Consider the following 20,285-nt stretch of genomic DNA (forward strand, 5'->3'; position numbering starts at 1 on the left):
TATGGAATTTGTTTACTTAGCCTTTTGGTCCATTATCGCTATTTATTTGATTTATAAAATCTTTCGCTGCATCCGTATCATCCCGGCACAAGATGTTCTCATTGTAGAGAGACTCGGAAAATACTCTCGCAGTTTAAGAGCTGGATTTCATATCCTCATTCCATTCATTGATCGAGATGCTTATTACCATACTCTCAAAGAACAATCGATTGATGTACAACCTCAAATTTGTATCACGCATGACAACGTACAGGTGAAGGTTGATGGAGTGATTTATTTAAAAATCATCGATCCTGTTCGGGCATCTTATGGAATTGAAGATTTCCAATTTGCTGCGATCCAACTCGCACAAACCACAATGCGTTCTGTGATCGGAACCATGGAACTAGACAAAACGATTGGAGAAAAAGATCTAATCAATTCTACGATTGTAGCAGCCATTGACCAAGCCTCTGAACCATGGGGAATCAAAGTCAATCGTTATGAAATCTTGAATATTGTGCCACCGAAGTCTGTCCTTGATGCCATGGAAAAAGAAAAGAAGGCACAGATCGCCAAACGTTCGCAAGTTCTTCTTTCCGAAGGGGAAAGAGATTCGAGAATCAACCGTTCCCTTGGTTTTAAGGAAGAAGCAGTTAACAAATCAGAAGGAGAAAAACAAAGAAGGATTAATTCAGCTGAAGGAAAGGCAACTGAAATAGAAGCCCTTGCCGTAGCAACAGCAAAAGGGATTGAAGCCATTGCTGGTTCCATCTCTGAACAAGGTGGTGCCTCTGCGATCAAACTCCAAATCACAAAAGCATTTATCCACAACTTTCTAAATGTTGCCAAAGAGAATACAGAAATCCTCATCCCAGCCGATGTAATGAACTTACCAACACTCATTGCCAACCTCACGGAAGGGAAAAAACCAAAAGCATAGTAGGATAGTCCTAGTATGCAAAATCAATAGCTTAACATTTGTCATCCGGTGGATCTTCCACCGGACTTTCTCTAAACAATCGAAAACTAGGTTTGGCCATCGCCTGAGAAGCAATAGAAACAAGAAGTGCCTCGTTATCATCTGGTCCAATTCGATTGGCGTGGATCACTCCACATCCTTTGCAACGGTGTAAAATCACCCATTCCCCTTTTCTGACCCAAATAGAGATCGCTTCCATCTTACTTCCACATGTGGCTGCGCGGTCACCAGGAGAATTGTCTAAATGCAAACTCGTCAAACAATTCGGACAATGGTTTCTCTGGTCCGTTCCAAACCCAGGGGGAAAAACCATTTGTTTGCATTCCACACAGCGAAATTCTTCTTCATCTGAACGAAAACGGTGGGATTTTGTTTTTGATTTGAGAGATGAAAAGTCTTCGTCTCCATCATCAAAACGTTTTTTCTTTGAAAACTTTTGAAACTTTGATTGTTCGGTTTCACGTACCATATCCAGTTTTTGCGGCAAAACAAAAAGAGGAACCAAAACAGTGGATGAGAGGAATAGACCGCCTGTGCGAAGATAGCCGCCTCCTAATTGAATTTAGGCGGGGTATCCAAAACAAGTTCACCGTTTTGGCGGTCTACACAATGGCTAGAAGTAACATAGACTTCAAAATGGTAAATCTGGATTTTTTGTCAAGGAGAATCAGATGTCAATATTTTGCAGAGGAAATAACAATTCTGTCCTTCTGGATAATTTGGAATTATCCCTACTTCTTCATATCCCAGTTTTGTATAAAACTTGGGAGCCTGGAACCCAAAAGAATATCCAAATACGAGAGTAGCACCGAGATTTTTAGCTTCTTTTTCAATATGATTGAGTAGTTTTGTTCCTAAATCCAATCCTCGTTTTTCTTCAGCCACCCAAAGGAGTTGGAGGTTTAGTCCTTTAAAAAACAAATAACAAAGGGAGGCCGCAACAAGCGTCTCTCCTTCTTTCACAAGGATGGCAAAAAATTCTTTATTTTCAAGGTTAGGATCACCTAACTTGGACATACTGTATGTGTGAAGCAGGTTCCAAAGGTCCGATTGCAAATCCTCAGATGGATTTGCAATCCTCTCAAATGAATAAGGAGATTCAAATTCCATAAGTATATTGATTTATATGTTTAGGCAAAGTGTAAATCTATAAAAACGCTGGTCCACCCAGTCTTTCCATTGGATCTACAATTTGTGTGATTTGCACTCCGTAGTAATCATCCAGAATGATGAGTTTTCCTCTTCCGACAAGTTTTCCATTTGCTAAGATATCGAGTTCTTCCCCAATATTTTTGTCTAATTCAACAACAGTCCCTTCCGTGAGTTGGAGGACATCCTTGATGAACATCGTGGTTCGGCCTAATTCAATCGTTAGCTGGAGGGTAACATCTAAAAGTAAGTTAAGATTGGCAGTATTATTTCCAGTACTGCCTTGCGATTTGGCAGCAGACCTTGTTGGACTAGGTGTGGCGCTCGGACCTAAGGCTGCGGCAATGTCAGCAAAGGATGGACCGTTATCATCTCCACCGCTACCTCCGACAAGGGCATCCAAATCATCAAGACCGCCACCACCACCTCCGGAACCTCCAGCAGCAGGAGCATTCCCTCCTCCACTAAAACCGCCGAGCAGAGCGTCTATGTCTTCTTGTGATAGTGAACCTTCACCCATATCTTTGCAACCTCTCCAATCTATTCGTCGGTGGAAATCAAAATCCTTCCTTGAAAAAAAAGGGAAAGTTCCGTATTTTGTTCCTTATGTCCAATTCTCAGTCCCATCTGGATTATTTCAAAGCGAAAGAACTCTTTGCTTCTGAACTAAAAAATGCCAACTATCAATTTGTTCAGGAAAAAGAAGAAACCTTGTTTCGGTTTCGGACAGAAAATGCCAGTAAAGATCGAATTCTGGACTGTTTGGGAATCGTGAGAAATTATATCGAAAACTTTCGCATTTATAATTTTGAAGAAGGATATATCAGCATCCAAACACTAAACGAAAATCTCTTTGAACCACAAAAGAACCTTTCTGGAAAATTCCGAATCCGATTTTCTTTCAAATCAGATTTAAAACTGGAATGTTCCAAACATGGAGATTTTTCCACCAAAGAAATCCAAACTTGTGTCAGTCTCTTCCAATTTTTAAAAGCAGATAACCTGGAAGCAAGAGACCCAAGGATTCTCCTCCACCAACTAGGGGCCGAAGTTTATGACCCTCACTTAGAAAAAGCCAAAGGAAACGATTTAGGGTTTGATTCTGTTTTTGGCTACGACGGGGTGAAGGCACAGATTTTAGAGAGTTTGGTCTTTCCCGTTTTGAAACCTGAACCGTTTTTCGAAATCACTAAACTAACACGCAAAAAACCGAGTCAGAACCTCCCCCGAGCTGTCCTATTTGAAGGTGAGCCTGGAGTGGGGAAAACGAGCATGGCAAAAATTGTCTCCCACCTTTGTGGGGTTCCGATGGTTTATGTGCCGATCGAATCGATCTTAAGCAAATACTACGGTGAGTCTTCCCAGAACCTTGCCATGGTTTTTGATGCAGCTGCCTTATTTCCCAAATGTATGCTCTTTTTAGATGAGATAGATTCCCTTGCCACATCTCGGGAAGACGGTCTGTTTGAAGCCACAAGAAATCTATTGAGTGTCCTCTTACGAAAGCTGGATGGATTTGCCGAAAAAACTGGAACCATTACCATTGGGGCAACCAACCGAAAGTCTGACCTAGATTCGGCCCTTTTGTCTCGATTTGACCGAAAGATCTACTTTCCTTTACCAAACAAAGAAGAACGCAGTAAAATTTTGGAAGGATATGCCAAACAACTCAAACCAAGTGAACGCCAAAAGCTGGCTGAAGTTCTGGATGGAGCCTCTGGTCGAAATCTAAAGGATTATTGCGATTACGTTGAAAGGCGTTGGATCACCCAAAACTGGGAAAAAGAGGACTTTTTGTCCGCCCCCGAAATTTCTTTTTATTTAGACTCCTTTCCAGATTTTGGTTGGAAACGCTAAAAAGTAAGAGTTTCGGCTTCAATCTTCTAGGTGAAATACCGATAATTTTTACAGGATAGTTGTTTACGACCATTGGTCGTTCTTTGGTATCCTTCAAATTAACCTTTTAGGAAGATTCGGACATGAAAATAAAATTAATTCTCCCCATCCTTTTGCTCAACTTTGGGGTTTTCGCTCAAACTGGTAGCTCGGAAACAGGTTCCACTTCTGCAGGAATTGACCCAACCCAATCCGGTAAGTCCATCACTGAGACAGAGAAAGAACTAGATGATAATATTTCTGAAGTAAACAAAAGACTTCGTTTGCACACAGTTTTATTTAAAATGAAAGTGAGAACTCTTCCTCACCGCACTGTCCTTTACAAAGGAAAACCAAGTGCTGACGGAGAAAGATGTGAAGCCGCTGATAAACAAGAGGCACAAGATAACACTTGTTTGCATTTGGAAGTTTTTGACTTTGTTGGAAGTGAAGACGGACGTTCTGGAAGAAATTTAGGTGCAAAATTCAAAAAGATGGAACTCTTTTTTGAAGGCACAAACAATGCAGACCCAGACCCAAGAAAAGAACAACCTCGTAACCTTACAAAAGTTAGAACCTATATTTACCAAAACAATTTTGTTTTAGAAGACAAAATCATCTCTGTAATTGCTGACGTTGCACCAAACGGAGCACCGGCACATAATGATAAAATTGAACTCTTCTACCAACATGATGACTATCCTGTTTGGGGAACTCCAGAAACTCCTTCGGAAAAAGGTGTTGGTAAATACATTCTTGCAAACGTAGAGAATACAAAAACAAACCCAATCAGAAACAATTTCAAAAAACAATTCTACTTCAAAAATTTGGACTACTTCGACAAATTGTTTACTAAACTTTTCGATTATAACGATCGTGATTCTAATAAACATTATAAGAAGAACGTTGAAGCATTGAAGAGTTCTTTAAAATACTAAGAACAACAGGTTCTTAATTGAATCTCGTTAAACAATGTCCGAATTGTTCCACGATGTTACGGTTCCCTGCCACGCAGGGAACCATTTTGGTTCAATGTCCCGTTTGTTCCCATCGTTTCACTTTTGTTCCCGATTTAGATTCTCCTGAAGATTTTGCTACATCGGAACCTATCCCCTCTTTTCAATTCAAACCTTCGTTTCAAAGTTATAAAGACCTAATCATTGATTTGCTTTATGCACCCATTGATTATTTAAAATCAAAACAAGGACCCCCAAAAAAAGAATTTCGTTTGATCCCGATTTTACTTTTTGCGATTCTACTTTTGTATTTTTGGAAATGGTCCTCAGCTTCAGAAACACAAAAACCTGATTCAGTAATAGAAGAACAATTCCAAAACCCTAATATGGAGCTGAATCCAGAACCTGAAGATCCGAGAGAAGAATCACAACCAGATACGAAACCAAGTTTTGAGATTTAAACTTTGAATTGGATTCTTGTTTACGAAAAGGAATTAATCCAAAACCACCTAGTAACTTTAACTGGCGAAAGACATATTCATATCCAAACCATTTTAAAAAAAGACAAGGAAGACACCATTCAAGTGGTCATTCCTTTTTCTGGAAATTTTATTTTTAAAATCCAATCGACTAACGAAACATCGACTACATTAGAGAAATCGAATTCACTACCTGATATTTTAAAACCACTTCCTATTCATATTTTCTTTTCTTTACCAAGACCTCAAACGGGGAAAAAAATTTTACACCTATGTGGAGCATACGGGGTAAACTCTGTATATTTTCATACAACAGAGTCTAAGAATAAAGAATATTGGACCTCTCCCGTTTATACAAAAGATACAATTTCTTATCTGGAAACAGGCCTAAGCCAAACAGGAAATTACAAACTAACAAATTTGCATTTGGCTCAATCAGTGGCATGGAAACCGTTTCTAAAATCATGGAAGGGAAAGGTTATCATTTTGGATCGCGAAGGAGAAAATTTAGCAGAAGGTATAGATGAAATTAAAAAATCATTCGAAGAGATTCTTTTTGTCTTTGGACCAGAATCAGGCTGGAAACCAGATGATCTTATGTTCTTCAAAGAATCTGGTTTTATGTTGTTGAGTCTTGGAAAAATAAATTTGAGAACCGAATTTGCATTCTCAGCTCTTTTACACCAATTGTTTTTGATTAGAAACTAATTCCTCCGGACACTAGAAAACGAATTTCATCAATGCTGATAAAAGACTTTTCACTACTATCTAAATAATATTTTCGATAGTTCTGTAATCGTAATACGATAGGACCGAAAGATTTGGAAATCTCTGCTGCTGCTTGTGTGTTATTGTCTAATTCAAACGCTTTTCCTTGCGACTCATATCCTTTTTTTGTATAATAAAAGGACATTAAAAATGAAGATCCTAAAGGAATATAAGCGGCAGCGAATACTCGTTTATTTCCCTTTAAGCCATAGTCTTCTACAGCGAACTCAAATCCGAGATGGTAAAAGTTAACGTAAATTGTATGATAATAACCAGTGACTTTGGCATTCGATTGGTTTTCTAAGTAATCATACTTAGGACGAAGAGGTGCTGAAATCGGAAATTTCTGGAACCGCTCCACTTCATAAAAACTATCAAAATACATAGGTGCATAGTTTGCCGTCATCTGACGAAACTCTGGTTTTAGGATGATGTTTAAATCTTTGGTTCCTAAACGAAAGATACTTCCGTAATGAGTTCCCTGAGCCCCATCTAATCCCTTGATTTTGTTAAAATCCAAATAAGGAGTGAATTCCACAAAAGGAAGGTTTAAGAGTCGGTATTCGATATCCATTCCTTCCACTGAAGCTCGAGTGACTTGAGTTGTTTTGGGATTGTCCAAATTCTTTTCTGTGACTGGAGATCCGTTGGTATTATAAGACATCTGGACTGGTGCTGCTCGGTCCCAGGCTCTGGTATAACCTATCGTTAAACGATTGTACCATGGATCATTATCCACAAGCTCCATCCGGGAATCTTTGTTATAAGGGCGAATATCCTTTTTTCTAGTTTCTTCCTTTTTTTGGGCTTTGGACTCTTCAGAACCAGCTTCTTCCTCTACACTCAATCGTCCTGATTCATCTAGTACATTTCCTCTTAAGTTCATGAGGTATACTAAATCAGATGATTTATCAAATAATGAAAATAAAGATTTTCCAATGGCTAGAGGTTTAATATATACTCTTGCTGCGTTCACTTCAAAATTAACAACTGAATTGGCAAAATACTGAACACCTACGTAATCAGTATTTAAATCTGCCATCACTCCGGGATTATAAGAATCGAAGCGAGAAGAACTTTGGTATTTATTTACAATAGTTCCATGACCTATATATCCATCCACCATCTTACCAGTATAAGCTGAATAAGTTACTTTACCTGGAATTTGTTGGTTGTAAGTCCCGTAGGAAATATAATTCAAAACACGGGAATAGTCATTTTTACTGTTATAATCCATTTCTCGAATTTTCCCCGCCTTACTATCTAATTGGAGAGGTTCTTTATCAACCGCTAGGGCATTGATAGGAAGAGAAAAGGAATACCCGAAATTGTTTCCGTGATTATAAGTAAAATTAGGTGAAATATAGCCATAGTAGTCTTTTTGAAAACTAGACCCACCGGCATCGAATTGTAAGGCGGAAGCTCTACGCGATTCTGTCCCCGTGGGAACCCAAACCTGCGCTTCCAAAACGAGAAAACTAGGAAGAAAAAGCAGAAATAATCCTTGGGTCCGAAGAAACTTCATCACAATACGATGATTATCGTAAGATTTTAGCCTGAAAATAAGAAATAATCTCTTTCCGCTTGATCCAATAAAACGAACCAATGATCTGCTTTATTGGATTTTTTCTTGACAAATAAGAGAGCAGAGACAAGGATGGTAGGACCATCGGGGGAATCTATGCCACGTAATTTTAAACCAGAAACCATCGCACTCCACGGAGGACAGGAACCGGATCCGACCACCACATCGAGAGCTGTGCCACTGTACCAAACCACATCCTATGTATTTAAAGATACAGACCATGCTGCCCGACTTTTCGGTCTGCAAGAGTTTGGAAATATCTATACAAGGCTTATGAATCCAACCACAGATGTTTTAGAAAAACGTGTGGCTGCTTTAGAAGGTGGTGTCGCTGCGCTTGCAACTGCATCTGGACAAAGCGCTGAAATGTTAGCTCTCCTCAACATCGTGGAAGCAGGACAAGAAATTGTTGCGTCTTCTTCTTTATATGGTGGAACCTACAACCTACTCCATTATACATTCCCTAAACTCGGAATCAAAGTGCACTTTGTAGACCAGTCAGATCCTGAAAACTTTCGTAAAGCATCGAATGATAAAACGAGAGCATTTTATGCAGAAACGTTAGGAAATCCAAAATTAGATACCTTAGACATTGCAGCGGTTAGCAAAGTAGCTAAGGAAGTAGGTGTTCCGCTTGTGATTGATAACACAATGCCTTCTCCTTATTTAGTGAACCCACTCAAACATGGTGCAGACATAGTGGTCCACTCTCTCACTAAATTTTTAGGCGGTCATGGAACTTCCATTGGTGGAATCATCATCGATGGTGGAAGTTTCAATTGGGGGAATGGAAAATTTAAGAATTTCACAGAGCCAGATCCGTCATACCATGGACTAAAGTTTTGGGAAGTCTTTGGAAAGTTCGAACCTTTCGGCGGGGTGAACATTGCTTTTATTTTGAAAGCTCGAGTACAAGGTCTTCGCGATCTTGGCCCAGCGATTTCTCCTTTCAATGCTTGGCAAATTTTACAAGGTGTGGAAACTCTTCCACTTCGTATGGAACGACACTCAAGTAATGCTCTCAAAGTTGCCGAGTTTTTACAAAAACATCCAAAGATTGAATGGGTCAATTACCCAGGCCTTTCAACTGACAAAAACTATGCCACAGCCAAAAAATACCATGAACGTGGACTTTTTGGTGCAATCGTAGGATTTGAAATCAAAGGTGGCGTAGAAAAAGCCAAAAAATTTATTGATGGATTGGAACTTTTTAGTCTTCTTGCTAACATTGGTGATGCGAAGTCTCTTGCCATTCACCCGGCTTCCACAACTCACCAACAGCTGACTGGTCCGGAACAAATTTCTGCGGGAGTTACCCCTGGATTTGTTCGTTTGAGTGTCGGTCTTGAAAACATTGATGACATTCTGGTAGACTTGGAAGAGGCATTAAAAAATATCTGATAAAGACTATGCCTACCTCCGAACAGAACGAGTTTTCCCACGGATCCGTAGGTGTCGTATATACTCAGAGCATTCGATTTGAGTCTTTGACTCTAGAGGGGGGTGAAACCATCACTCCTCTTGAAATTGCCTACGAAACGTATGGCACTCTCAATGAAAAAAAAGACAATGCCATTCTAGTTTGCCATGCGCTTTCGGGAGATGCTCATGCAGCAGGTTTCCATGAAGGAGACAAACGTCCTGGCTGGTGGGATTATTATATTGGACCGGGCAAATCCTTTGATACCAATCGTTACTTTATCATTTCTTCCAACGTAATTGGTGGTTGTAAGGGTTCCAGTGGACCACTTACCATCAATGGGAAAAATGGAAAACCATTCCAATCCACTTTTCCCTTTGTCTCCATAGGAGATATGGTGAATGCTCAAGAAAAATTAATCAGCCATTTTGGAATTCATAAACTATTTGCTGTTGCCGGTGGTTCGATGGGTGGAATGCAAGCCTTACAATGGTCAGTCGCATACCCAGATCGGCTCAAAAATTGTATCGTGATGGCATCTTCTTCCGAACATTCTGCACAACAAATTGCCTTTAATGAAGTGGGAAGACAAGCCATTCTTTCTGATCCCAATTGGAACCAAGGTTTGTACACCCAGGAAAACAGACCGTCAAAGGGACTTGCTCTTGCTCGAATGATGGGTCACATCACTTACTTAAGTGATGAAATGATGAGAGAAAAATTTGGTCGTAAACCACCCAAAGGAAATATCCAATCCACAGACTTTGCGGTAGGAAGTTATCTAATCTACCAAGGCGAATCCTTTGTCGATCGGTTTGATGCAAACTCATATATTTATGTTACAAAAGCATTGGATCATTTTAGTTTAGGTACAGGAAAAGAACTTACAAAGGTATTGGCAAAAGTGAGATGCCGGTTTTTGGTAGTGGCTTATACTTCCGATTGGTTGTATCCACCGTATCAATCTGAAGAAATTGTGAAATCTTTGGAAGTGAATGCTGTTCCCGTTAGTTTTGTAGAACTCAACAATCCAGCAGGACATGATAGTTTTTTGTTACCAAGTGAGCAACAAGACTCGATCCTAAGAGATTTTTTAAGTTCTACGGACGAAGGAGTTTTCCTTTGAACATCCATACGAATGAAGCCTTAGGTTTGGATTTAAAAAATAGACCTGATATCTCATACATTGCAAACCTAATTAAACCTGGGGAAAGGGTTTTGGATCTTGGTTGTGGGTATGGTGAACTTATGTTGATCCTAAAGAACAAAGGGGTTCGTGTCCAAGGGATTGAAAAAGATGATAAATGTATCATCCAATGCGTAAAAAAAAGTTTATATGTACATCATGGAGATATTGATGATGGACTGAAACACCATTTGGATCATAGTTTTGATTTTGTCATTCTCAACCAGACCATACAACAGACGTTAAATCCTGGTGAAATCATTAAAGAATGTTTACGAATTGGGAAACAAGTAATCATTGTATTTCCCAACTTTTCTCATTGGCAAATTCGATCTTCCATCCTTCTAAGCGGTAAAACGCCTGTGACAGAACTTATGCCTTTCCACTGGTATGACACACCGAACTTACATTATTTATCAGGAAAGGATTTTGAGGATTTTTGTGACTTTGAAAGGATCAAAGTATTACACAGAGCTTTTTTTAACCGAACAAGACAAATCAAATTGTTTCCCAATTTATTTGCAACATTAGCTTTGTTTGTCATCAGAGCCTAAATCGTTATCGCTCATATCTAATTCAAATTTGACTGGGCAGAAAATATATTGGATTCAATAAGCCGTATTCTATAGTTATAATTCGGAAACACACCGAACAAAACCAGTCGCATCTTTAAATTCATATGATTGGTTTCCTATGTTGAAGTCAACCATATACGTCTGTTGATCACCTAAGGCTTGAAAGGTTTGTGGGCTCCAATATCTCGCAGCTTGTGCATTGGGAAATAAAATTGGGTCGGCGGTAGCTCCAGCATACTTGGTGGCATCCCCTACTGCGGAACACCCATCTTCTCCTGTAATTTCTCCAGTATTTGTAGCACTGCAACGAATTACTGAGAACATTTCCTGGTAAAATGGAAGCCTCCAGTTCTTTCGTGCATATGAGCTTCCAAGATTACGTGAGACACAAGCTTGATAGACAGCTCCTATATTTACAAGCTGTGTATTGTCACCACCGTTACATGCATTCGGATTTGTTGATGCATCATATCCTTCCGCCACAGTGCAAAAGCTAAGCGCTTGAGGAGAACCAATGGAGCAGTCACCATTTCCGATTCCGTTACTATTACCATCAGGATTCCAAGTGGATCCAAATGTGCACCTGTCCCACAGAAGAGTTTTTCCATTCACCAGAGTTCGCACAAAGGGACATGTAATCTTCGTATTGATATAACCATCCCCTGTCCAAGTTCCAATATCCCAAACCATACAATGAACATCATTTGGTTGTATTGGGAAATCAAGTTGGATATATTTTGGTGAAGCAAAAACAGTCATTTGAAAACTTCCATTCGTTGAAACAGTCGAGTAACTTCCATCAGATGGAGATCGAATGATTACCGAAGAACTATTTAAACCTGTAACGGTACCCTTGATTGTAAACAAACGTGGATAAGCAACAATCCATTCATCAATTAGACGAGTTTCCCAAAATTCTTTCGTGAAGGGATCACCCGCATTTTTTTTCCAATCCGAGTTGCAACCAATTGCAAAAAGGAAAATCCCTAAAGTAATTAACAAAACCTTGGTCATTGGGAAGTTTAAAAACAATGAGATTCGCACCGATTGCCAATTCTATAAATGAAAGATTAAATTTCAATGATAGTTTTTAAAGTAGGAAGAGTTTATGGGATAGAGAAGGATAGCGTGGAGAGCCAACGGTATACTTTCCCCGCCCTGATCGAACTGGGTGGGGTAATCCACCCGCCACCCAATAACGCCTGTTTACCATAATCGTTCCAAAAAGGAAATTCAAAACAGAAAACCATTATTTTTTATCAAAAAAAGTTCATAATAACACAAAAGCCCGGCAATCACTCCGGGCTTTTAGCCGTACGACGATCATTCAATCTTTATAGATATCGAAACATAGAAAAAAACCTTTAGGGATTTCCTGAAAAATTTAGCAGGACAAAACAAGAGATTCCGAACGAATACGTTAAAAATCGATTATGAATTTCCGTCAAAAAAACACCATTTAACGAAGATTATCGACCTATTCGTTAAATTAAGTATTCAAATAAATTCTCATCTTGATTGACCAAAGTGAAATTCAAATGAAATGCATCCATTCTTTCTAACAATGATTGAAAATCATCTCTCGACTTTAACTCAATTCCGATGAGGGCAGGACCAGATTCTTTATTATTCTTTTGGATGAATTCAAATCGAACAATATCATCGTTTGGACCTAGTATCTCATTTACAAATTGTTTTAAGGCACCAGGTCTTTGTGCAAAACGAACTATAAAATAGTGTTTTAAACCTTCGTAAAGGAGTGATCTTTCCTTGATTTCTTGCATTCGATCAATGTCGTTATTTCCGCCGCTTAAAATACAAACAACTTTTTTCCCACGAATTTGATCCGTATACTGGTCCAATGCAGAAATACTTAAGGCCCCTGCAGGTTCTGCAACAATGGCGTCTTCATTGTATAATTTCAATAAGGTGGAACAAACTTTTCCTTCTTTGACGAGTAACATATCAGAAAGAATATCCTTACAAATAGGAAACGTGAGATCTCCTACTTTTTTCACTGCCGCTCCGTCCACAAATTTGTCGATTTTTTCAAGTAAAACTGGTTTCCCTTGTTTGAGAGCTTCCGTCATGGAAGGAGCACCGAATGGTTCCACTCCTATTATTTTGGTGTTAGGAGATTTTTCTTTAAAATAACTGCCAACTCCAGCGCAAAGCCCACCTCCACCAATGGGAACGAACACATAATCGATGTCAGACTCTTCATCTAAAATTTCTTTGGCAACAGTACCTTGACCTTCCATAATTTTGATATGGTCAAAAGGAGGGATAAAGGATATTGAATTTTGTATTGCGAACTTAATTGCTTCCGTTTGACATTCATCAAAGTTATCTCCAACCAGTTTGATTTCCACAAAATTACCACCAAACATTCGCACTTGGTTGATTTTTTGTTTTGGTGTGACTTCTGGCATATAAATGACTCCAAAAATCTGGAGTAACTTACATGAGTATGCCACACCTTGTGCATGATTTCCTGCACTTGCACAAACCACACCATTCTTTCGTTCTTCCAAACTCAAACTCTGAATCAGATGATATGCCCCCCGTATCTTGTAAGACCTTACAACCTGTAAGTCTTCACGTTTGATATAAATCTTAGATCCATACTGCTCTGACAACCTAGAGTCGAATTGCAAGGGGGTTTTGTTAATGATGGGCTCTAATATTTGATAAGCAGAATCGCTATTTAAAATTTTCGGATTAGTATTCATTATAGAATTGTCTAAGTATCTTTATTGATCATTCCAGTTTTAAATAACTCTTTTAATCGCGGAAGCCAATTTTTTGTTACTGTTTGAAAGTCCACTACAGTAGAATATGTTGAGTCCCTTGTAATGTCATATATTTATACATAAGGTTGATCGTTCTTAATCGATATAAAAAAAAGCGGATCTTTTACCTTGTCAAACTAAATTGATAATGTTGATTTATAAGGATTAAATTAAGATTTAGCAGGGAGACAAGGTAGGAAATTTGTCGAAAGGCTCTTAGGTTAGAATAGAAAAAATTACGTTAGAAAATCGAGAAACTAAAGACCAGGCCCCAACCACCCTGCCCAGGCCTTTAGTTTCTCTTATCCTATTACTGGAGCAATCTCATCACTGACTGAGACTTCATGTTTGCTTGTGCAAGCATTGAAGTAGCGGCCTGAGTTAAGATTTGGTATCTCGTGAAGCTGGTCATTTGTTCAGCCATGTCAGTATCACGGATACGAGACTCAGAAGCTTGTGTGTTTTCATAAGCATTCATAAGTCCTTTCGCAGCATGCTCCATACGGTTGTAATAAGCACCAAGGTCAGCTCTTTGTTTAGAGATCACTCTTAGGGCATCATCACAAAGTCCGATCACGGAGTTTGCTTTACCTGCAGTCGAAAGAGAGATGAAAGTAAGAACCGTAGGGTTTCTTAATCCCAATGCCGCAGTATTCATTGTTTCAATGTACACGCGCTCTCTTTGGTGCATGTTAGCTCCAATATGGAACCACATACTAGCAGTTGGGTTGAGGCGAGCAAAAGCTCCTGTAAGCAGTTTCATTTTGTTGAATTCTGCTTGAGAAGCAATACGATCGATCTCGTCCACTAGCTGTGAAACCTCGACTTGGATCTGTTGTCTATCTTCTTCCGAGTAGATACCGTTCGCAGCTTGCACCGCGAGTACACGAACACGTTGAACGATTTCGTGTGTTTCTTGAAGATATCCTTCCGCCGTTTGAATGAGGGACATACCATCTTCAGTATTCTGTTCTGCACGTCGAAGACCAGCAATCTGAGTTCTCATTTTCTCAGACACTGCAAGTCCAGATGCGTCATCTCCGGCTTTGTTAATACGCATACCAGAAGACAACTTTTCGATATCTTTGCTCAGGTTCGCGTCGTTAGACTTCAAAGTTCTGTGTGCAAAGATCGCACTTACGTTGTGGTTGATAATCATCCGGGTTCCTCCTTGAATCCGTTCCCTCGCCACTTTTGGTTTTCACCGAAAGTCCGAGAAATTGATGAATTTTCGAAGAGGCCATCCTTGGCCTTTTCAAGATAAGGATCGGTCATTCTGGTAGGGAGGATAATAGGGAAAATGAAATAAAAATTGAATAAAAATAGAACTTCCCCTTTTCTAAAATATGTCCTAGGAATTCTATGGAGTTGGATTCAAAGAAAAAGGCAGGCCTAGTTCCGTGTTAGAGACAATTTATTTAGCGAACCCCCGTGGATTTTGTGCAGGAGTGAAGTATGCTATTTCCTATGTGGAGACAGCATTTCAAGAAAACCCAGAAACCCCTCTTTATGTTCGCAAAGAGATCGTCCACAACCAAAGGGTTGTTGAGGAAATGAAGAAAAAAGGTATCCGGTTCATCAACGAGCTCAAAGAAGTTCCCGATGGTGCTACCGTTGTGTTTTCTGCCCATGGGGTTTCCCCAGAGGTGGTAAAAGAAGCCACAGAACGTAAAATGAAAATTGGCGATGCCACCTGTCCCCTTGTCACAAGGGTCCATAAAAAGGCACGTAATATCAAAGATTCTCACCAAATCATCTATATTGGTCATAGAGGCCATGATGAGGCGATTGGAACGATGGGAGAAGCTCAAATGTTTCTCGTGGAATCTCCAGAAGATGTGGAAAATCTCAAAGACAAAATCACAAAAGACAAACCCCTCACCTATCTCATGCAAACCACCCTTTCCGTGGCTGATACAAAGAACATTGTCAAAAAAATTGAAGAAGTATTTCCTTACGTAGAACATCCGCAAAAGGATGATATCTGTTATGCGACAACAGAGCGTCAAGAAGCTGTCAGATCAATGTTAGAATCAGTGGATGCTATGCTTGTCATTGGGGCTGAAAATTCTTCTAATTCTGTTAGGTTATGCCAATTGGCTAAAAAAACAAGGCCTGCCAGTTTCCAAATCTCCAAAAAGGAAGATGTGGATCCAAATCATATCAAAACATCGGGGATAAAAACCCTCGGCATTACTGCTGGCGCTTCAAGTCCCCAAGTCCTTGTTGACGAAATTGTGGGAGAAATATTAAAACATTTTCCGGATGCCAAGGTATCTCTCTTTCCAGAAAGCCGAGAAGACACCATGAGTTTTAAACTACCGAAAGAGTTGCTCAAACAGTATTAGTATGGATCTGGATCCTTGGTCATTACTAAAGGCCTCTTTAGAGGGGGATGACTCGGGAACCGCAATTCTTTCCATTGACAGGTCATCAAAGAAATTTGAGATCCTGATTAAAAATCATTTATTTGAATCTTTAGAATCAGAATTTGAATTAAATACCTTTCTTTGCAAAAAGATTGAAAACTCTGACTTTTCCACAGAACTAATTTATATCACAAATGGAACCATATTAGAGGCTTCCTTTGGTAAGTTTCAATTTCCTGAAGGAAGAAAAAATAAAGAATACACAAAATTCTTTATAAAGGATATCACCACCAAACAAAGACAGGAAGAAGAAATTGCTTGGAGGCTTCGATTTGAATTAGGAGTAGCCTCCTCAATTCAAATTTTAATTCAACAACCTTCCATTCGAGAAGGCCTACCTCATGCAATCTATCAGTTGTTATATTTTACTGAAATGGATTCAGTTTTTTTTCTTAAATATGAACCGGTAGAAAATAAAGATTTTTTTAAAACTTGGGCCAACGAGCGAAAGACAACTAAATATCCACTATTGCCAGAACAATGCCAAAACGAAGATTGGTATGAATTAGGTCTTGGTCGTTGGGTTCATAAACTAAAGAAAGGGAAAACCATTTATTTAATCCCAAACAAAGCCTTACCAAGAGAGAAATGGTTCTTCGAACAAACCAAAGCCGAAACGATCCTTCTCATTCCCGTTCGTTTTGAAAATCGCTTTTTAGGAGTTATGGGATTTTTCAAATACAAACAGAATTCGCCGATTGAACATGAAAATCTTTTAATTTACCAGACTGTTAGTCGTTGGATGGGACTTTTTGTCCAAAGGGATTTGGACCTTACCGAACTGAATCGATACAAATCGACATTAGAATCTTTGGTTTTAGAAAGGACGGTAGCTCTTACCCAAACGAAAGAGGAATTAGAGCGCGCCTACCGAGCAAAAACCGAATTTTTAGCTCATATGAGCCACGAACTCAGAACACCCTTGAATTCTATCATTGGATTTTCAAAACTCATTCAGTTACCCGATTCAGATGAAACTGGAAAGGAATACCTAAATTATATTTATACCGGTGGGACAAGGCTCCTAAATATGATTAACGAAATTCTAAATTTAATGAAAATCGAATCGGGACAAATTCAAATCCAAATAACATCGTTTAAACCAGAAGACATATGTCGCCAAACATTGGATTTAATCCAACCGCAAGCCAATGCAAAGGGTTTAGAAATTAGATTTCGCCCTCCCATACAGTCAAAAGAGGTTTACTCTGACGGAGGAAAAATCCAACAAATTCTACTCAACCTACTTTCGAATGCGATCAAATATGCAAATCATCCCTATATCGAAATGGATTGCGAATGGAACGAAGGAAATTTAGAGATTTCTGTCAGGGATTTTGGACCCGGAATCTCAGAAGAAGACCAAAATCGGATTTTCCATACCTTTACCCGGTTAAACGATGATGGGAAGATCGAAGGAACAGGGCTTGGCCTTTCGATTTCTCAAGGTTTGGCGAACCGACTAGGAGGTTCACTCATACTCAAATCCCAATTAGGCCAAGGTTCTATTTTTATACTCAAGTTACCTGAAATAATAAAATAAAGGAATTGAACCCTGTAGAATTCTCTCGTAGTATTTCCGATAATCTATATGGTGGAATCGAACGTAAACCAAAGTCAGTCTTCTCAAGTTCGGACCAAGGAACACCTCAGGCGTCCTAAAGAACCGGTCCTGATCATTGAGGATAAAAAAGAAAATCAGGTCCTGCTCGAAGCAATCTGTAAGAGAATTGGTATGGATGCAGACGTAGCCGAAGATGGAAAGGTAGCCCTTGAAATGGCTGCCAAACGTCCATATAGTCTCTATTTGGTGGATTTAATGATGCCCGTTCTAGATGGAAAATCTTTCATCCGTGAACAAAAAAAAATAGAACCAAACGCTGTTTTTATCATTCAAACTGCCATCGACCAAATCGATGAAATCATCGAAATCATGAAAATGGGGGTGTATGATTATCTTTTAAAGCCTCTCCATGTCGAAATTGTTGCAGATCGTATTGAAAAAGCATTAGAATACGTCTACTTGAAGAGAATGGAATCGCTTCTCGTTTATGAGGAATCAAAAGAATTAAAGAGCCAATTGGAATGGCTAAATTACAAAGAATCACATAGAAAAACCAATGAGATCAATTCAGAACTCCACTCAATTCTTAATTTAAAAACAACATTAATGCAAGGTTCGGGCCTTGGTGCAATGTCGACTATCATCGATTCCATCCAACAAATGAAAGTTGACCTTGGAAAAGAGTATTCAATCAACAAAGAATTTTGGGATCTTTTGTATGAAAATCACGAACATAATATTGCGATGATGAGTGGATTAGATCTAGCCGTAGATCTAATCCAAAACAATACAAATTTAGTTAGAACCAAGAGTGAAGACCTACTCGGTTTACTTCCTTCCCTTGTTGAATCATTTCGTGATGAAATTACTGAACGTGAATTAAAGGTAAACTTGCCTGTTGTAAAACAATCTGTTTTCCTTGACCTTGATATAGAATCAATGAAAGTAGCCATTCATGAAATATTTACGAATGGACTTAAATATTCCAAAAGAAAATCTCATTTTGATGTGTTTGTTACCTTTGTGGATGGTTACTTTTGCCTCTCAGCAAAAAACAACATCATCGATGATGAATATGCCAAACAATTGGCTCAGTCTGAAAAAAAACTGATCGAACCTTTTTATAGAATCCACCCACCCGTTGAAAGTTTTTATTCAAAAGAAAAGTTCAGTTTGGGATTGGGGTTAACGATGGTTGACTTTATTCTGCATAGACATAATGGAATGTTTTTTATTCGAAATGCCATCGACCATACTACGGAAGTCAAAGCAGACTGCATCATTGCTGAAGTATTTTTACCAATCCAAAACGAAAAATAAGGAAACAAACTATGAACAGAAAGATATTGATCATCGATGACTCAGCAGTATTCAGAAAGATTATCTCAGTACACCTAAAAAATGCCAATTTTGATCTCGTCGAAGCAGGCGATGGATTAGAAGGTTTAAAACAATTAGAAACGAACGAAGTGGACTTGATCGTTTCAGATATGAATATGCCAAACATGGATGGAATTAGCTTTATCAAAAAAGTGAAAGAAAATCCTAAATACAAATTCACTCCCATCATTATGTTAACAACAGAATCCCAACCAGAAAAAAAACAACAAGGTATGGATGCTGGAGCCAAAGCATGGTTAACCAAACCATTTTCTCCTGAAGAATTGTTAGATACCATCTCCAAACTAGTAACATAATATGGAACCAGTCCAAAACTTAAAAAAAACAGACATAGGTTTTGATATCTCTTGGGAAGGGTATATGACAGTTCCCTTTGTCAAGGAATGGAAGACACTATCAGAGGTTTGGACAAGTTCGAAAGGGCAAGTTTTTATTTTGGATTTAAATGGAATCCAACGAGTGGACTCTGCTGGAATTCAGTTTTTAATGTATCTTAAAACTTTGAGTTACAAAAATCATTTTTCCTTAAAACTACAAAATCACTCACTCCCAGTTTTAAAAGTTTTAGACCTACTGGGACTAGTTAGTTTTTTCGGTGATCGGGTGAAGGTAAAAAAAGAGCACTCGAACGAAGTAGAATTTAGATATGGAACGAGGAAAACCAACTAATGGATTTAACAGAGGTTATCGATGCCTATTTAGTTGAATCCGACGAATTCCTTCGGGAAATGGAGGCAATCCTATTACGTACAGAAACCTCTACCCCTAGTGAAGAAGATTTGAATGCAATCTTTCGTGCCGTTCATACCATCAAAGGAACAGCAGGGATGTTTGGATTTGAATCCACTGTCAAGTTTACCCATGTTGTGGAAAATCTATTAGATCGGTTACGTTCTCATGAAATCAAATTCCAAACTGAATTAACAGAAATTTTACTCAAAGCAAAGGACCACCTAGCATATTTAGTCGCAGAAGAAACAAAAGGAAAAATCCCTGAGTCAAAAATCAATCACGGTAATTCAATTTTAGATTTAATGAAACCCTACCAAGGTTCTGACATTGACTCATCTGAAAAAAAACAAAACCAGAGCGAAAATGAAACTGTTCTAGAAAAAAAAAGGAACGATTCGGCTTCTTTTGAAAAC

Annotated in this window: 20 protein-coding genes and 1 pseudogene; 14 read left to right on the plus strand and 7 right to left on the minus strand. The window is 38.8% G+C overall.

Annotated elements, in window-relative coordinates:
• Position 1 precedes the first annotated feature (1 nt).
• Positions 2-922: an SPFH domain-containing protein gene (locus CLV96_RS02985; protein WP_004788394.1), complete on the plus strand. Its 921-nt coding sequence runs from the start codon at positions 2-4 to the stop codon at positions 920-922.
• A 31-nt stretch (positions 923-953) separates the two neighbouring features.
• Here the strand turns inward: CLV96_RS02985 and CLV96_RS02990 are convergent, their stop codons facing one another.
• The 3 genes from CLV96_RS02990 to fliN form a co-directional block, all read right to left on the minus strand.
• The gene (locus CLV96_RS02990) at positions 954-1,430 is read right to left on the minus strand and encodes an RNHCP domain-containing protein (RefSeq protein ID WP_004788454.1); all 477 of its coding nucleotides are present in this window, start codon (positions 1,428-1,430) and stop codon (positions 954-956) included.
• Positions 1,431-1,618: 188 nt separating this feature from the next.
• The gene (locus CLV96_RS02995; protein ID WP_004788335.1) at positions 1,619-2,071 is read right to left on the minus strand and encodes a GNAT family N-acetyltransferase; all 453 of its coding nucleotides are present in this window, start codon (positions 2,069-2,071) and stop codon (positions 1,619-1,621) included.
• Positions 2,072-2,108: 37 nt separating this feature from the next.
• Positions 2,109-2,630 (minus strand): flagellar motor switch protein FliN, encoded by a 522-nt coding sequence (fliN, locus tag CLV96_RS03000; RefSeq protein ID WP_004788698.1) that lies wholly within the window; start codon positions 2,628-2,630, stop codon positions 2,109-2,111.
• A gap of 86 nt (positions 2,631-2,716) precedes the next feature.
• Here fliN and CLV96_RS03005 point away from each other — a divergent pair, with 86 nt between their 5' ends.
• The 4 genes from CLV96_RS03005 to CLV96_RS03020 all read left to right on the plus strand — a co-directional run bounded on the left by CLV96_RS03005 (position 2,717) and on the right by CLV96_RS03020 (position 6,128).
• Positions 2,717-3,967: an AAA family ATPase gene (locus CLV96_RS03005; RefSeq protein ID WP_208325382.1), complete on the plus strand. Its 1,251-nt coding sequence runs from the start codon at positions 2,717-2,719 to the stop codon at positions 3,965-3,967.
• A 122-nt stretch (positions 3,968-4,089) separates the two neighbouring features.
• Positions 4,090-4,923, plus strand: a complete 834-nt coding sequence (fcpB, locus tag CLV96_RS03010) for a flagellar-coiling protein FcpB (RefSeq protein WP_004788895.1) — start codon at positions 4,090-4,092, stop codon at positions 4,921-4,923.
• A 53-nt stretch (positions 4,924-4,976) separates the two neighbouring features.
• The gene (locus CLV96_RS03015) at positions 4,977-5,402 is read left to right on the plus strand and encodes a hypothetical protein (RefSeq protein ID WP_004788788.1); all 426 of its coding nucleotides are present in this window, start codon (positions 4,977-4,979) and stop codon (positions 5,400-5,402) included.
• 3 nt (positions 5,403-5,405) lie between these two features.
• Positions 5,406-6,128: an RsmE family RNA methyltransferase gene (locus tag CLV96_RS03020; protein ID WP_004789190.1), complete on the plus strand. Its 723-nt coding sequence runs from the start codon at positions 5,406-5,408 to the stop codon at positions 6,126-6,128.
• Here the strand turns inward: CLV96_RS03020 and CLV96_RS03025 are convergent.
• Positions 6,118-7,713, minus strand: a complete 1,596-nt coding sequence (locus CLV96_RS03025; RefSeq protein WP_004788884.1) for a hypothetical protein — start codon at positions 7,711-7,713, stop codon at positions 6,118-6,120. The genes CLV96_RS03020 and CLV96_RS03025 overlap by 11 nt on opposite strands.
• Before the next feature lie 156 nt (positions 7,714-7,869).
• Here CLV96_RS03025 and CLV96_RS03030 point away from each other — a divergent pair, with 156 nt between their 5' ends.
• Genes CLV96_RS03030 through metW form a run of 3 tightly spaced genes read left to right on the plus strand, consistent with a single transcriptional unit; the run spans position 7,870 to position 10,933 of the window.
• Complete coding sequence (locus CLV96_RS03030) at positions 7,870-9,174, plus strand: O-acetylhomoserine aminocarboxypropyltransferase/cysteine synthase family protein (RefSeq protein ID WP_004788299.1); 1,305 nt, start codon at positions 7,870-7,872, stop codon at positions 9,172-9,174.
• An 8-nt stretch (positions 9,175-9,182) separates the two neighbouring features.
• Positions 9,183-10,319, plus strand: a complete 1,137-nt coding sequence (metX, locus tag CLV96_RS03035) for a homoserine O-acetyltransferase MetX (RefSeq protein ID WP_020778036.1) — start codon at positions 9,183-9,185, stop codon at positions 10,317-10,319.
• Entirely contained in the window at positions 10,316-10,933 is a 618-nt protein-coding gene (gene metW, locus CLV96_RS03040) for a methionine biosynthesis protein MetW (protein ID WP_004788834.1), read from the plus strand. The genes metX and metW overlap by 4 nt, the downstream gene beginning before the upstream one ends.
• 75 nt (positions 10,934-11,008) lie before the next feature.
• On the opposite strand, the gene CLV96_RS03045 is transcribed toward metW, so the two are convergent.
• From CLV96_RS03045 to CLV96_RS03055, 3 genes are all read right to left on the minus strand, one after another.
• The gene (locus CLV96_RS03045; protein ID WP_243836395.1) at positions 11,009-11,956 is read right to left on the minus strand and encodes an Lcl domain-containing protein; all 948 of its coding nucleotides are present in this window, start codon (positions 11,954-11,956) and stop codon (positions 11,009-11,011) included.
• 482 nt (positions 11,957-12,438) lie between these two features.
• Positions 12,439-13,686, minus strand: a complete 1,248-nt coding sequence (ilvA, locus tag CLV96_RS03050) for a threonine ammonia-lyase (RefSeq protein WP_040917638.1) — start codon at positions 13,684-13,686, stop codon at positions 12,439-12,441.
• Positions 13,687-14,056: 370 nt separating this feature from the next.
• Positions 14,057-14,905, minus strand: coding sequence for a flagellin N-terminal helical domain-containing protein (locus CLV96_RS03055; protein WP_002974229.1), 849 nt, complete (start codon positions 14,903-14,905; stop codon positions 14,057-14,059).
• Between the two features lie 241 nt (positions 14,906-15,146).
• On the opposite strand from CLV96_RS03055, the gene ispH reads away from it, so the two are divergent.
• The 6 genes and pseudogenes from ispH to CLV96_RS20130 all read left to right on the plus strand — a co-directional run.
• A complete protein-coding gene (gene ispH / locus CLV96_RS03060) occupies positions 15,147-16,094 on the plus strand; it encodes a 4-hydroxy-3-methylbut-2-enyl diphosphate reductase (RefSeq protein WP_040917637.1) in 948 nt (315 codons plus the stop codon).
• Position 16,095: 1 nt separating this feature from the next.
• Positions 16,096-17,718, plus strand: coding sequence for a sensor histidine kinase (locus CLV96_RS03065; protein ID WP_004789213.1), 1,623 nt, complete (start codon positions 16,096-16,098; stop codon positions 17,716-17,718).
• 48 nt (positions 17,719-17,766) lie between these two features.
• Positions 17,767-19,059, plus strand: a complete 1,293-nt coding sequence (locus CLV96_RS03070) for a response regulator (protein WP_004788791.1) — start codon at positions 17,767-17,769, stop codon at positions 19,057-19,059.
• Between the two features lie 11 nt (positions 19,060-19,070).
• Positions 19,071-19,436: a response regulator gene (locus CLV96_RS03075; protein WP_004788868.1), complete on the plus strand. Its 366-nt coding sequence runs from the start codon at positions 19,071-19,073 to the stop codon at positions 19,434-19,436.
• A 1-nt stretch (position 19,437) separates the two neighbouring features.
• On the plus strand, positions 19,438-19,809 hold the full coding sequence (locus CLV96_RS03080) for an STAS domain-containing protein (protein WP_004788376.1): 372 nt from the start codon (positions 19,438-19,440) through the stop codon (positions 19,807-19,809).
• A gap of 59 nt (positions 19,810-19,868) precedes the next feature.
• A pseudogene (locus tag CLV96_RS20130) lies at positions 19,869-20,003 on the plus strand (Hpt domain-containing protein); the annotation flags it as partial.
• Positions 20,004-20,285 lie beyond the last annotated feature (282 nt).

The organism is Leptospira meyeri, from assembly GCF_004368965.1.
GTDB lineage: Bacteria > Spirochaetota > Leptospiria > Leptospirales > Leptospiraceae > Leptospira_A > Leptospira_A meyeri.